This is a genomic window from Bradyrhizobium icense, assembly GCF_001693385.1.
Classification (GTDB): Bacteria; Pseudomonadota; Alphaproteobacteria; order Rhizobiales; family Xanthobacteraceae; genus Bradyrhizobium; species Bradyrhizobium icense.
Genome location: NZ_CP016428.1, coordinates 3,400,254 through 3,414,288 on the forward strand (window position 1 = coordinate 3,400,254; position 14,035 = coordinate 3,414,288).

13 protein-coding genes are annotated in these 14,035 nt (G+C 63.6%); 8 read left to right on the forward strand and 5 right to left on the reverse strand.

Annotation, left to right across the window (positions count from 1 at the left end):
- Positions 1-8: 8 nt before the first annotated feature.
- Positions 9-1,316 carry an adenylate/guanylate cyclase domain-containing protein gene (locus LMTR13_RS15840; RefSeq protein WP_065728681.1) on the forward strand — a complete coding sequence of 436 codons (1,308 nt, stop codon included), beginning with the start codon at positions 9-11 and terminating at the stop codon, positions 1,314-1,316.
- 10 nt (positions 1,317-1,326) lie between these two features.
- On the forward strand, positions 1,327-2,241 hold the full coding sequence (locus LMTR13_RS15845) for a PhzF family phenazine biosynthesis protein (RefSeq protein ID WP_065728682.1): 915 nt from the start codon (positions 1,327-1,329) through the stop codon (positions 2,239-2,241).
- Between the two features lie 142 nt (positions 2,242-2,383).
- Here LMTR13_RS15845 and LMTR13_RS15850 read toward each other — a convergent pair whose 3' ends face one another.
- Entirely contained in the window at positions 2,384-2,848 is a 465-nt protein-coding gene (locus tag LMTR13_RS15850) for a DUF488 domain-containing protein (RefSeq protein ID WP_065732726.1), read from the reverse strand.
- Positions 2,849-2,990: 142 nt separating this feature from the next.
- Here LMTR13_RS15850 and LMTR13_RS15855 point away from each other — a divergent pair, with 142 nt between their 5' ends.
- The gene (locus LMTR13_RS15855; protein WP_065728683.1) at positions 2,991-3,959 is read left to right on the forward strand and encodes a Bug family tripartite tricarboxylate transporter substrate binding protein; all 969 of its coding nucleotides are present in this window, start codon (positions 2,991-2,993) and stop codon (positions 3,957-3,959) included.
- Between the two features lie 7 nt (positions 3,960-3,966).
- Here LMTR13_RS15855 and LMTR13_RS15860 read toward each other — a convergent pair whose 3' ends face one another.
- Both LMTR13_RS15860 and LMTR13_RS40805 read right to left on the reverse strand, forming a co-directional pair.
- A complete protein-coding gene (locus tag LMTR13_RS15860) occupies positions 3,967-4,791 on the reverse strand; it encodes a DUF72 domain-containing protein (protein ID WP_065728684.1) in 825 nt (274 codons plus the stop codon).
- Between the two features lie 194 nt (positions 4,792-4,985).
- Positions 4,986-5,594 carry a phasin family protein gene (locus LMTR13_RS40805; protein ID WP_065728685.1) on the reverse strand — a complete coding sequence of 203 codons (609 nt, stop codon included), beginning with the start codon at positions 5,592-5,594 and terminating at the stop codon, positions 4,986-4,988.
- Between the two features lie 216 nt (positions 5,595-5,810).
- On the opposite strand from LMTR13_RS40805, the gene LMTR13_RS15870 reads away from it, so the two are divergent.
- From LMTR13_RS15870 to LMTR13_RS15880, 3 genes are all read left to right on the forward strand, one after another.
- A complete protein-coding gene (locus LMTR13_RS15870; protein ID WP_065728686.1) occupies positions 5,811-6,014 on the forward strand; it encodes a hypothetical protein in 204 nt (67 codons plus the stop codon).
- A gap of 249 nt (positions 6,015-6,263) precedes the next feature.
- Complete coding sequence (locus LMTR13_RS15875) at positions 6,264-7,394, forward strand: glycosyltransferase (protein WP_065732727.1); 1,131 nt, start codon at positions 6,264-6,266, stop codon at positions 7,392-7,394.
- Positions 7,395-7,434: 40 nt separating this feature from the next.
- Positions 7,435-8,937 carry a glycosyltransferase family 39 protein gene (locus LMTR13_RS15880; protein ID WP_065728687.1) on the forward strand — a complete coding sequence of 501 codons (1,503 nt, stop codon included), beginning with the start codon at positions 7,435-7,437 and terminating at the stop codon, positions 8,935-8,937.
- 11 nt (positions 8,938-8,948) lie between these two features.
- On the opposite strand, the gene LMTR13_RS15885 is transcribed toward LMTR13_RS15880, so the two are convergent.
- Together LMTR13_RS15885 and LMTR13_RS15890 are read right to left on the reverse strand one after the other, a co-directional pair.
- On the reverse strand, positions 8,949-10,844 hold the full coding sequence (locus LMTR13_RS15885; protein ID WP_065728688.1) for a CHASE2 domain-containing protein: 1,896 nt from the start codon (positions 10,842-10,844) through the stop codon (positions 8,949-8,951).
- Between the two features lie 11 nt (positions 10,845-10,855).
- Positions 10,856-11,377, reverse strand: coding sequence for a FecR domain-containing protein (locus LMTR13_RS15890; RefSeq protein WP_065728689.1), 522 nt, complete (start codon positions 11,375-11,377; stop codon positions 10,856-10,858).
- A 296-nt stretch (positions 11,378-11,673) separates the two neighbouring features.
- Between LMTR13_RS15890 and LMTR13_RS15895 the strand changes: the two genes are divergently transcribed.
- Together LMTR13_RS15895 and LMTR13_RS15900 are read left to right on the forward strand one after the other, a co-directional pair.
- Complete coding sequence (locus tag LMTR13_RS15895; protein WP_065728690.1) at positions 11,674-12,369, forward strand: DUF899 family protein; 696 nt, start codon at positions 11,674-11,676, stop codon at positions 12,367-12,369.
- A gap of 383 nt (positions 12,370-12,752) precedes the next feature.
- A complete protein-coding gene (locus LMTR13_RS15900; RefSeq protein ID WP_083219067.1) occupies positions 12,753-13,874 on the forward strand; it encodes a DUF2778 domain-containing protein in 1,122 nt (373 codons plus the stop codon).
- Positions 13,875-14,035 lie beyond the last annotated feature (161 nt).

Below are 14,035 nucleotides of genomic sequence, written 5' to 3' on the forward strand. Positions count from 1 at the left end.
GGGGCACAATGCTGGGATTCTGGGGCAAGGACAAAAGGGACCAAGAGCCGGCGGTGTCGGCTGACTTCCAGCGCGCGTTGATGCAGGAAGTGATGAAGACCGAACTGCTCCGCATCAAGGCGCTGATCGGAACGACCCTTCTGTTGTTCGCGATTCTCTGGACCGTCTATTTTTTAGCGCCTGAGAAGGTGAGCCAGGTCTGGCACGGCAATCTCAAGCCGCACTATCTCTATTCGGTTATGCTGCCGTTCATCCTGTTCGAGCTCTGGGTGCACGGGGCGATCACCCGGCATATGCGGCAGGGCCGCGATCTGCCGATATTCCGGCGCTATCTCGGCGCGCTGATCGAGACATCGATGCCGACGGTTGCGCTGGCGCTGCACATCAACGCCATGGGACCGGTAGCCGCGCTCGGGTTCGTGGTCCCGATGACTTATTTCATCTTCATTATCCTCTCGACGCTGAGGCTGGATTTCTGGCTTTCCACCTTCACCGGCTTCGTCGCGGCGGCAGAGCTGCTCGCGATGGCGATGTTCTATCATCCGGATCCCAGCCAGGAGGTCAGCGTGTTCTATCATGCCGCGCGCAGCCTGATCATCCTGATCTGCGGCATGCTCGCCGGTGCGGTCGGTCACCAGTTGCGGCGGCAGTTCGAGGCGAGCATCAAGGCGGCGACCGCGCGCGACCGCATCACCAATTTGTTCGGCCAGCACGTCTCACCGCAGGTCGTTGAACGCCTGATGGCGGAGGGCGCGAAAACCGACAGCGACATCCGCCGCGTCGCCGTGATGTTCGTCGATTTTCGCAGCTTTACCGCTGGCGCGCGCACCCGCACGCCGCAGGAGGTGGTGGAGCGGCTCGATGGCGCCTTTGCCGTGCTGGTTGACATTCTCGATCGCCACGGCGGCATCGTGAACAAGTTTCTCGGCGACGGATTTCTGGCGCTGTTCGGCGCCCCGCTGGAAGCGCCGGACCCGGCGCACCGGGCCGTCGCCGCGGCGCGCGAAATGCTGGAAGCCAATGCACGGGTCAACGAGGCGGCGAGTTGGCCGCTGCGCATCGGCATCGGCATTCACCTCGGCGAGGTCGTCGCCGGCAATATCGGCTCGCCGCGACGCAAGGAATACACCGTGATCGGTGACACCGTGAACTTCGCCTCGCGGCTCGAAGCGCTCAACAAGGACTTCAATTCGCAATTCCTGATCTCGGAGGCGGTTCGCGATGCGCTCGGCGAAGCCTGCCGAGATGCCGTCTCGCTCGGCGAGGTCGAGGTCAGGGGTTATGAGCGGCCGATGGCCGTGTGGCGGTTGGGATAGGGAGAGAAGAATGCAGCGGCGTTATATTACTGTCGACGTTTTCACCGACCGTGCCTTCGGCGGCAATCCGCTCGCCGTCGTGCTCGATGCCGGCGGACTGTCGACCGAACAGATGCAGGCGATCGCCACCGAGTTCAACTATTCGGAGACGACCTTCGTGCTGCCACCACGCGAGCCCGCCCACGACGCGCAGGTTCGCATCTTCACCGTGAACCGGGAGATACCGTTCGCCGGCCACCCCAATGTCGGCACCGCCTTCGTGCTGGCGACGATGGCGGAAAAACCACCGGCACGCGTGTTGTTCGAGGAGGCGGCAGGCCTCGTGCCGGTCGAGATTGTGACCGAGCAGGGCAGGGTCGTCAGCACCGAATTCACGGCGCCCCAGCCGCTGAAGCGGATGTCGCATGTCAGTACCGAGCAGGCTGCAGCCCTGCTTTCATTGTCGGCGAGCGATGTGAGAACGGACCGCCACCCGCCGCAGGTCGTCTCGGTGGGGTTAGCCTTTATCGCGGTCGAACTCGCCTCGCGCGATGCGCTGCGACGTGCCAGACCCGACACGGACGCGTTCGCAAAAACCTTCCCGTGCGACGGCAGCGACGCGGTCTACCTCTATACGTGCGACGTGCCGGCCGCTGAGAGGCCATGCGATTTGCAGGCGCGGATGTTTCATCCCGGCGCCAGCGGCCTGTCCGAAGACCCGGCCACCGGCAGCGCGACTGCCGCTTGCGCGGCGCTGCTTGCCGACCTCGACGACATCAGGGACGGCGAACTGAAATTGCGGATCGGGCAGGGCGTCGACATGGGCCGGCCGAGCCTGTTGCTGACGCGCGTTCGAAAAGAGAATGGTGCAATTGCGTCCATTCACGTCGGCGGCAGCAGCGTGAAGATGATGGAGGGAACGCTGCGGCTTGCAGGTGAGGGGTGATGTTTTCCGTCATTCCGGGATGGGGCGTCAGCACCAGACCTCAGGTGCGCAATTGCGCACCGGGGAATCTCGAGATTCTCAGGCGCGCAATTGCGCACCATAGTTCGATGCCGTCGCATCGCCCCGGAATGACGGAGATATCCTACACCTGCGGCGCGACCAGATTCTCCACCTTCACCCCGTCGCGGTCCTCGATGATCTCGGCGATCCATTGCCGGTGGCAGTGGGTGTGGTCGCGCTCATAGCAGAGAATGCAGACCGGACCCGATTGCTTCACCAGCGCCGACAGCTCGTCGAGCTCCTCCTTCGCCTGCGCCGTCTTCAGATGCGCCGCATAGATCTTGTGCAGCAGACCAAACTTCCCGCTGCGCGCCGCCTCGCGGCCGCTCTTCGGCGTTCCGAGGCCCTTCAGATGCAAGTAAGAAATGCCGCGTTCGTCGAGGCCGGCCGCGAGCTGGCTCTTCGAAAAGCCGGGGCGTCGCGACGCCGCCACCGCGCGCACGTCAACCAAAAGCTTGACGCCGGCGGCTTCCAACTCGTCGAGCACCGCCTTCGCCGGCGTCTGCTCGTAGCCGATGGTGAAGAGGCGCTTGGTCCTGCGGGCCATGTCGATGTCCGGTGCGTAGGGCTGTTCGTGCAAGCTAGGCCAGCGCGCACAGGATTTCCATATCCCGCGTTGCCGCCGGACCCCGCATGTCGCATAGTCCACGGAAAGAGCCTGTCGAAGGCCTCATCCGCGGGGGAACACGATGAATCGATTTCGCCAGCTATTCGCATTGCTCGCGCTTCTCGTTAGCGGCATTGCCGCGGCGCACGCACAGTCGGGTTATCCCGATCGCCCGGTGAAGATCATTGTCCCGATTGGTCCCGGCGGCAGCTACGATCTGATCGGGCGGCATCTGGCGGATGCGCTGTCGAAGCGGATGGGGCAGGCCTTCGTGGTCGAGAACAAGCCGGGCGCCGGCACCGTCGTCGGGACGCAGGCCGCAAGCCAGAGCGCGCCGGACGGCTACACGCTGGTGGTCGGTGGGCTCTCCAACATGGCCTTCAATTCGGCGCTCTATTCCAAACTCGGCTACGATCCGCGCAAGGATTTCGTGCCGGTCGCGCTGGTCTACAAATTCGGCTACGTCATGGTCGGCCGCAAGGATCTGCCGCATGGCAAATTGCAGGACATCGTCGCCGCTGCAAAGGCCAATCCCGGCTCGATCTCGGTCGCGACGGCAGGCGTCGGCACCGGCCAGCAACTGGTAGCGGCTGCGTTCATGAAGGCGGCAGGCGTGAAGTTTCAGGAGATACCCTACAAGGGCTCGCCGCCGGCCTTCACCGACCTGCTCGCGGGCCGCATCGACCTGTTCTTCGACTCGATCGCCGCGGGGCTGCCTTACGTGCAATCGGGGCAGGCGAGGGGCATTGCGGTGCTGTCGTCGAAGCGCAGCCCGCTGGCGCCTGACATGCCGACGATGTCGGAAGCCGGCGTGTCCGGCCTCGATGTGGATTCCTGGCTCGGCATCTTCGCGCCGGCCAAGACCCCGCCGGAGGCCATCGCGAAACTGCGCCGCGAAATCCGCGCCTCGCTGCCGGAACTGAAGGAGCGTTTCGAGAAGAGCGGTGGAGAGGCGTGGGACCTGCCGGACGACAAGCTCGATGCCTTCATCGCATCCGAATACGACAACTGGACCAAACTGATCCGCGAGGCCGGAATCAAACTCGACTGAAGCAGGACTATTTGACGCGCTCGATCAGCTCCATCGCGCCGGCGGGTGCGCGGATCTTGCCCTCGTGGATCACGTAGGCGAACACGTCGCGCGGCGTCTTGTTCGGCTTGGCCTTGTCGACCCGCGGCAGGTCGTTTGGCTCGCCGCCACTGGCCCAGGCCTGAAAGCGCTGGGCCCAGGCGTCGAGCTGCTTCGGCGGATAGCAGGTCTTGAGCTCGTCATTGCCCTTCTGCAGCCGCGCATAGACGAAGTCGCTGACCACGTCGGCGATCGCCGGATATTTGCCGTGCTCGGCGAACACGACGGGCGTTTCGAACTCGCGCAGCAATGCGACGAACTCCGGCACGCAGAAACTGTCGTGCCGCACCTCGACGACGTGCCGCAGCGCGCGGCCGTCGAGTTTGCGCGGCAGCAGTTCGAGGAATTTGCCGAAATCGGCCCCGTCGAATTTTTTGGTCGGCGCGAATTGCCAGAGCACTGGGCCCAATCGGTCGCCAAGCTCCATCACGCCGGAATCGTAGAAGCGCTTTACGGAATCGCCGGCCTCCGCCAGCACACGGCGGTTGGTCGCAAAGCGCGGTCCCTTCAACGAGAACACGAAGCCATCGGGCACTTCACGCGCCCATTTGCGAAAACTTTCCGGCTTCTGCGAGCCGTAATAGGTGCCGTTGATCTCGATCGAGGTCAGCTTCGAGGCGGCATAAGACAGCTCTTTCGCCTGCGCGAGCTTCTCCGGATAGAACACGCCACGCCACGGCTCGAAGGTCCAGCCGCCGATGCCGATATAGATGTTGCCGCTGCTGGTTGCGGTCGATTTGGAAGGCTTGCTCACGGGAAGGCTCGTCGGAGAGGGGAGGGCTGGCGGATGTTAGCCAAATCGGCTCTGGTTGGCCAGTTGTCGCAGCCGGCGGCAGGGCTTTCGGAATACAAACGCGCGGTCTCGTGGAGCATACCTCGAAAAAAGAAGCTCCGGAAAACCGGAGCCCCTCCCTTTCACTTTACGCAAAAGCCGTCGTTTCAAAGCGCCTAGGGCTTGTTATGTCTCACCGGCGTCTTGCCGGCCAGGCCCTGAAACGGCTGCAGCGATTGCTTGGCAAGCCGGTTGTGGAGTTCGCAGATCTTCTGCGACTCGGCCACTGACGTCTCGTAAGCCCGCTTCACAAATTCGCTTTGAACCGTCATCGCCTTGTCGAGCGAGCGAGCGCCGCTGAGCTGCTCGACAAAGGATCCAAAATCCTCGAGCGATTTCCTCGTGTAGTCGCGATAGGCGTTCGCGATGGTCTGCAGGCTGACCGGTGCAGTTGCAGCCGCGGGTTCGACTGGCGCGGACCGGATCGACGGAGCCTCGGCCGGCGCGGGCTCGGCCTGCGAGGGTGCCGGCGTCGGCTCCGGCTCTGGCGATGTGGCGACGACTGGTTCGTCGACGGCCGGCTGATCGACCTTCGGGCTTTCCGCGTGAGCCGGCTCCGGCTGCAGCGGCGGATCCTGATCCGGGCTTTGCAATTCAGCCGGCGCCGGGCTCGCTGGTGGGCTCACCGTCGGGTTCTCTTGGGGAGCGGCCTTTTTGCCCCGCTCTCCCTTCCGGTTGCGCCGTCCGGATTTCCCGGTCGGCTTGCCCTGATCTGTATTCGACATCTACTTCCCCTATTCCCTGTCAAATCAAAGGTCGAGACTCCGCCATGTTTGCGATCTAATCGCGGTTCTTGCTTGTCAGTTGCGCGGCACTCGCGTGGTCAGATTTTGAAGGGCGGACTCGATGGCCGGTTTTCTCGACGGTCGACGCAGGGACTATTCCTCCACGCGCTTCTTCCATGATATCAGTTCCCGGTCAGGCGTAGGGGAACATTGAGTATGAATTCGCAGTCAGTCGCCGGTCTTTTGGGAGCCATCGTCGCCTCGATCGTGTTGGTGGTCGCCGTCGCCTACGGGCCGATCGGCCAGTTCGGAAAGCCTGCCAAGCCGGCCAGCATTCAGCAACCGGCGCCGGTGCAGGCGCAGCCGGTTCCTGCAGCGCCAGCCCCGCGCGGGCCGGTGATTCGGGAAGTGCCGAATTAGGAGAGCCGGGAACGCCTCTTGCGGAACGCGGGCAGCGTTCCCATATCCATTTTAACGGCGACGTTGACGCTTCAAAGCTCCGGCGCCGGGACGACCATGAATAGTTTGGCTGCGCCGGATGTACGCGCGCCTCTGTTCGTGGTCGTTGGCATTTTAGGCTCTTTTTTAAGGCTGTTTTCCCCCATTGAGTGGCTGTTCCGGAACCCCCGCCTTGGCATGTGGGGCGGCTGCGGATATACGCTGGCCTCCATGAAAGACGCCATCAAACCGGGCCCCGAAACCCCGTCGCAGGCCGGTTTGCCTGAGCTTTCGGTCGTCGTCCCGACATTCAACGAACGCGACAATGTCACCGTGCTGTACCGGCGGCTGGAGGCGACGCTGGCCGGCATCGCCTGGGAAGTCGTCTTTGTCGACGATAATTCCCCCGACGGAACCTGGGAAGTGGTGCGGGGGCTGGCGCGGAAGGATCCCCGAGTCCGCTGCGTCCGCCGGATCGGACGACGCGGACTGTCGGGTGCCTGCATCGAGGGTATCCTGGCATCGAGCGCGCCCTATGCTGCGGTGATCGACGCCGACCTGCAGCACGACGAAGCACAACTGCCGAAGATGGTCGCGTTGCTGCGGAGCGGCGAGGCGGAACTGGTAGTTGGCAGCCGCTATATCGAGGGCGGCAGCGCCGACAGTTTCAACAAGCAAAGGGCAGGGGCCAGTCAGCTTGCGACCGAAGTCGCAAGGCGCGCATTGAAGGTCGAGGTTGCCGATCCCATGAGCGGCTTTTTCATGATTCGCCGCGATCGCTTCGAACTGCTGGCGCCGCAGCTCTCGACTCAGGGCTTCAAGATCCTGCTCGACATCATCGCGACAGCGCAAGGCAAGCTGCGCACCGTCGAAATTCCCTATACCTTCGGCTCGCGCCAGCATGGCGAGAGCAAGCTCGATTCCATGGTGGCGCTGGATTTCCTCGGGCTGGTGCTGGCCAAGCTGACGCATGACGTGGTGTCACTGCGTTTCCTGTTGTTCGCAATGGTCGGGGGCACGGGCCTTGTCGTCCATCTCGTGGCGCTGTTCATCGCGCACGAAATCTTCAATGCTCCGTTTGCGGAGGCGCAGGCCATTGGCGCGCTGGTCGCCATGACCAGCAATTTCATCCTGAACAACTTTCTCACCTATCGCGATCAGCGGCTGAAGGGATTTGCCATCCTGCGCGGTCTGTTGCTGTTCTATCTGGTTTGCGGCGTCGGGCTGCTTGCAAATGTCGGCGTTGCCTTCGCGGTCTTCGACCAGGAGCCGATCTGGTGGCTGGCGGGGCTTGCCGGCGCGCTGATGGGCGTGGTCTGGAATTACGCGATGTCCGGACTGTTCGTCTGGCGCAAGCGATGACCGCTTTCGCGGGGATGACGGGTGGCGGGCGGGCTCAAAAATGAATCCGAGGGAGGCGCGCCTTGCCCTCAACACGAGCCTTGCAATTCTGGCGCTGGTGGCGCTGCGGCTCGTAGCCGCCGCGTTCACGCCGATCACCTTCGACGAAGCCTATTACTGGATGTGGTCGCAGCATCTTGCCGGCGGCTATTACGATCATCCGCCGATGGTCGCCGTGTTGATCCGGCTCGGCACCCTGATCGCAGGCGATACCGGGTTCGGCGTGCGGCTGGCCTCGATCCTGCTGGCGCTGCCGATGAGCTGGGCGATCTACCAGGCCGCCGCCATCCTGTTCGGCAGCCGGCGCGTCGCTGCCTGCTCGGCGATCTTCCTGAACATCACGCTGATGGCCGCGGTCGGCACCATGATCGTCACGCCGGACGCGCCGCTCCTGGTGGCGTCCAGTCTCCTGCTGTTTGCGCTCGCCAAGGTGCTGCAGACCGGCCGCGGCGTGTGGTGGCTGGCGGTCGGCGCCGCCGCCGGCTGCGCACTGCTATCGAAATACACCGCACTGTTCTTCGGAGCCGCCATCCTGATCTGGTTGATCGCCGTTCCCAAACTGCGGCACTGGCTGATCTCGCCCTGGCCATATCTCGGCGGGCTGGTTGCGCTGCTGCTGTTTGCGCCGGTCATTCTGTGGAATGCCGAGCACCATTGGGTGTCTTTCATCAAGCAGATGGGGCGGGCGCGGATCGAGGATTTTCGACCCGTCTTCATCGCCGAACTGATCCCGACGCAGATCGCGTTCGCGACGCCGCTGGTGTGGATGCTCGGCGCGATGGGGCTCTACGCGCTTCTTCGCCGCCGGGCCGGCGCGCTGCCGGCGCGCGCGCTGGTCAACGCGATGTTCTGGATCATCGTCGCCTATTTCGTCTGGCATTCGCTGCATGCCCGCGTCGAGGCCAACTGGTTTGCACCGGTTTACCCGGCGTTTGCCATCGCCGCCGCCGTTGCCGCCCATCTGGTCGAGTGGGAGCCGCGCTGGCAGCGTCTGGTCGATTTTTGCCGCCGCTGGGCAGTGCCGGGCGGTGTATTGATGTTCGTGCTGCTGGTCGTGCAGGCTAATACCGGCGTGCTCTCGGGTTATCGCCGCGATGCCACGGTGCGCAGCGTCGGCATCGGCTGGCGCGAAACTGCCGCAGAGATCGAAGCGGCGAGAGCGCGAACGGGAGCTACATGCGTGCTGGCCTCGGACTACGGCACCACCGCCTGGCTCGCCTTCCATCTGCCGAAGGGCACCTGCGTCGCGCAGCACAGCCAGCGTATCCGTTGGATCAACATGCCCGAACCCGATGCGGCGCAGCTCGCCGGCAAATTGCTATATGTGTATGAGGCCGTGCGTGGCGACACGCCCTATCTGAAGGACAGGTTTTTCCGCATCGAGCGGGTCGGCGAGATCCAGCGGAAGCGCGGCCCACTCGTGATCGAGACTTATGCCCTCGATGTGCTGGAAGGGCCGAAGGGCGAAGTGTTCGACCGCAGGCCGCCCCCGGAATTGCAATAAGACGCGTCCAGTCACTCGGCGGCGTCAGGATGCGTGCGTTGGTCCAGCGTAGGGCGTTCGCTCCGCCACAGCCAGACCGTGAGCGTGCCTGACCGGCCGCGTATCCGCGCTTCGACGGGGCCGGCAAGGCTTCCGGTTTTCAGCCGCGCGCCGGTGCGTTGGGCTGCGATGCGCAAGGTGTCGCTGAGCGCCAGCCGGACATCGTGGCTGGCCGCCACTTCCATCAGCCGGCTTGCGACGTTGACGGTGTCGCCGGTCGCGGTGATGTGCTGATGGTTGCGGCCGCCGAGCCGGGAGGCGACGATCGGCCCGAAATGCGCGCCGATCTTGAAACCGATCCGATTCGCGGTTGTCGGCGGCAACGCTTCGATCCAACTCTCGGTCCTGACGCAGAGCGCGATCGAACATTCTGCCGCTCGCGCAGCGTCATCCTCAGCCGGCTCCGGCAGGCCGAACAGGATCATGGCGCCGTCGCCGAGAAAACTCGTGATCATGCCGCCGCATCGCGTCGCTTCCTTGTCGACCAGCGCGTGAAATTCCTTCAATAGTCCCCGCGTGGCATCCGGATCGAGCGTCTCGCTGAGCGAAGTGAATCCAGAAAGATCGACGAACACGACCGCGGCATTCTGCCGGACTGGCGCCAGCAGGAAGTCGGGATCGCGTGTCAGCCATTTCTGCAGGCCCGGCGTCTGGAATTGTTCAAGCAGTCTGTTTTGTACGGCGAGATGCTGGGCGCTGCGCCGGCCAGACCATAACTGGACCGCGCCGAACAGCATGAGCGGCGGCGCTGCCGCGGCAATGGTGGTCGCGGCGTCGAGCCAGATGCCGTGCGCGAAAGCAACCGTGTTCGCGACCGCCCATGCCAGCACCACTGCGGTGACCGCCACGAGACCAATCGGGTTTCGCCGCCACACCAGCAAACCGACCAGCAACATCGGGAGCAGGATCGCTGTGATCGCCCCGGCGATGCGAACCGTTTGGTTGCGCACGAGGCCGTCTCCTGCGACCAGATGCGTAATCGCAGTGGAAATGATTTCCACCCCCGGCATCAGTGAATCGAACGGCGTCGGAAAGAAGTCGCCGGCGCCGGTTGCGGTCGCGCCGAGCACGACGATGCGGCCCCGAATCGCTTCCATGTCGATCTGGCCGTCAACCAGATTGGCGGCGCTGATCGTGCGAATGGTCTGGCGTGGGCCGTAATAGGAAATCGGCAGCGCATAATCGGAAGCGGTCGCGATCGGCCAATCGCCGAACCTGAGGCGGTCGGGCTCGATCGTCAGCGGTTGGTCGATCGCGATCGATGCGACACGGAGCGGAAACGACAACTCGATCTTGTCGCGCGTCCGGAACAGCATCGGGACCGAGAGCGGCGTGCCGGTCTGGCCCGTCGCAACATTGGCGATCCCGACTTCCGCCCGGTCGGCGAATGCTGGAAGCGGCAACAGGAAGCGGTCAGCCTTCGGCAGGCGGGCCAGTGGCCCATCGCTGTCAGCGGAAGGCTGAACGGTGTTCGAAAATACCGCAGCCGCTGCAAGCACCGTCGGACCCGCCGCGAGCGATTGCGCGAGCGCCGCATCGCCGTCGGCAGGCCCCTTGTCGATCAGCAGCAGATCGATTGCGATGACTTTCGGCTCCAGCCGCGTGATCGCCTCGATGATCTTGGCTATCTCCGCGCGCGGCAGGGGATAGGTGCCGCCGAGTTTGACGATGGCGTCGTCGATCGCAACGATCGTGACGAGGTCCGGCGGCGCCTTCACGCCGCGCGCCAGCATGCGCACGTCGGTCAACGCCGACTCGAGCCGGTCGAGAAACCGCAAGTGGCCGCTCGAATGGCCGAGCCATATCGCGCCTGCCCACAATCCCGTGCAAAGCAACGCAACCAGAATATGAAAGCGTCGACGGCTCATCGGCTCGGCTTCTATTGTCCCAATCTTGCCATCAGGGCCGCAACGCGCGCGGGCGGCCAGCGCTTGATGATCAACTCGCCCGACGGCTCGACATCGACGCCTTCACCTGCGCCGAGTACGACGCTGCCGCGGCCGGCGGCCCGCGCCACGCGCACGCGGCCGTCGACGACGAAGACCGAAGTTTTTGCACCTTCGGCGTCCACCGTCCATTTGGTACCGCGCACCGCGGCAATCGCCTGCGGCGTCATGACCTCGAACCTGACGCGGCCCGGCTTCTTCGGCACTTCGAGCAGCAGGGCCTTGTTGCTGAGTTCGACGGAATCGACCTGGCCATCGCGGTTGCGATCCCTGAGTTCGAACTTCGCGCCGCTTTCGGCCACGATCGTGATCGCGGTCGGGCAACGCAGCGTTTGCGTTCCCTGGGCCGTCGATGCGGACGTGCAGGCTGATTTTGCCGGCTGGGCCGCCGCAGGTCCAGCGAACAGCAGTATGCCTGCGAAGGCGATCGATCCGGCGCGTGCCAGCATTGTCATGGCGGCTTCCTTGGGATCCGGCGAAACAAAGGAATAGGGTGATACGGCACCGTATCAAGCGCCGCGATCCAGTGCAAAGCCAATGGTAGACGATAGTATGTCTGCCTTCGGCGGGTAAGGTTCGGCGAAGTCTTCCGATCCGGCAGTTCAGCAAAAAGATCCGGTAAATCAGCACCGAAACGGCTCGAAAGTGGACCGAAACGACGGTCGGAACATCGAAATTTCCGGTGCGCAGGTGTCGGACCGACAAGGCGCGGAGCGTCTTGTAACCACTCGACCACAACCGAGGTGTTGCCATGTCCAGTTCCGCACTGAAACCCGCCGCCGAGCTCGCAAGCACGAGCCGTGTGCGCTTTCCCAACGAGAGCATCGAATATCGCCGCGCCCGCGAACAATTGCTGGCCGAGGAGATAGAGCTGCGCCGTCATATCCAACGGGTCGCCGAATTGCGCCGGTCGTTGCCGCCGGGCGGGGCGGTGACGAAGAACTATGAATTCGAGGGCGAGGGCGGCAAGGTCAATTTGTCGGATCTGTTCGGCGACAAGCAGACGCTCGTGATCTACAGCTACATGTTTGGCCCGCAGCGCGAGCAGCCCTGCCCGATGTGCACGTCGTTCATGAGCACGTGGGAAGGCAAGCTGCCCGATGTCGAGCAGCGCATCGCCTTCGTGTTCGTGGCCCGCTCGCCGATCGCGCGGCTGATCGAGGCGAAGAGGGCGCGCGGGTGGACGCGGCATCGGATCTATTCGGATGCGTCGGGCGACTACACGCGCGACTTTGTCAGCGCCGCGGATGCGGACGCGCCCGGCTACAACGTGTTCACGCGCCGCGATGGCAGCATCCGCCATTTCTGGTCCGGTGAAATGGGACCCTCGACCGCCGATCCCGGACAGGACCCGCGCGGCGCACCTGATATCGATCCGTTGTGGACGATTCTCGACACAACGCCGGAAGGGCGCGGCAAGGATTGGTATCCGCGGTTGAGCTATTAACTGGGCTGCCCGGAAGTGATCGCCAAGCACGCCGGCTCGATCAAAGTCCAGCACACGCTGCGTCCGTTCGCCGTGGCGATGGCAGGCGAGAATGCGTTCGACCCGTTCACGGATTGAGGCCGAACTTGGCCCGTTATGGGACACTCGGTGTTACATCACGCCGGGTGTCCCTGATTGGGACCAATCCCCGCATCATTGCGGAGACAATTTCGCCAATAATTCCATGGATTTGGGCTCGCCTTACATCTGCCCGCGTTTAATCCGGATTTAACTAAAATTCGCCTTAATGACGCTCTGTGCCTCTGCGAGATGCTGCAGGGAACGTCTCCGGACGCAGCATCAACAGGGGACTTGGTGGAATTGTTGTTCTGGGCGTTGTGTGAATGAGTAAGCGTACGCGTGCGTTCGGTCCTGCGGCCCACAACCGCAGGAGATCTTCCCGTAAAGGCACTCCCCAACAATTCCTCGGCGGTGTCGCGGTCGCAGGCCTCGTGCTGGGCTGCGCCTGGACGGTTTACAGCAATGTGATCGGCGCCAGCATCTATCCATCCGTGAACCGCTCCGCCTTCGAGGCACCCGTCGTCAACAACTCGAGCGCCGTCGCTGCGCGGACCGTGCGGCCCGCTTTCAACGAAATCTTCGCGTCCCTGGAGCAACGCCCGCTGGTGATGCCCGCCCCGGAGAATGTCGCGACATCGCTGATGTTCAACGAAAGGTTCGCAGCCGCCGCCGCGCAAGGCGAGCCGTCGAGAGCGGCCGCAACAACGCAATTGGCTGAGGCCTCGGCTCCAGCGCCCAAAGCCGCTGAAGCTCCCAAGCTCGCGGAAACGCCGAAGCCGAAGACTTCGGTCCCCACGACCCAGCTTGCTCTCAATGTACCGGCGCCAGCGCCGAAGGAGCCTGCGAAAGCATCCGGTAGTCCCATTCGCGACATGGCGCAGCGCGCCACGGCGGCGGTCATGTCGATCGGCACAACCGGGAAGCCGAACATGGTCGAAAAGCTGTGGGGCAAGCAGCCGTCGAACTCGCTGCTGGCCTATGCCTCCGCCGACGCCAGCGTCACCGGTAGCATCATCGATACGCGGAGCCAGAACCCCATGCTCGGCGGCTCACCGCCCTATGACCGTCAGACTGCGGTCTACGATATTGCCGCCAAAACCGTGTATCTGCCGGACGGCACGAGGCTCGAGGCACATTCTGGTTTGGGCTCCAAGATGGATGACGTTCGCTACGCGCATGTGAGGATGCAGGGCGTAACGCCGCCGCACATCTACGAACTGAAGCCGCGCGAGGCGCTGTTTCACGGCGTACCGGCGCTACGGCTCACGCCGATCGGAGGCCAGGACAAGATCTTCAACCGCGACGGTCTGCTAGCCCACACTTACATGCTGGGGCCGAGCGGACAGTCCAACGGCTGCGTGTCGTTCAAGGACTACTACGCGTTCCTCGATGCCTATCGCAACAAGGGCATCCGCCGTCTCGCAGTGCTGGCGAAGATCCAGTAGGGCGGCGGCGACACTTCGCGAGGGTACCCAGCGAGCGCGGAGGTGCGGCTTGCCGCAGTGGCTTCGCCCATCCTGTTTCAGTGTGATCGCGCCGCTACAGCCGATCTAATCCGACGAAAAATTCCTGCGCTGGGGCTTGCAATCTCAGGGTGCTTGCCTTA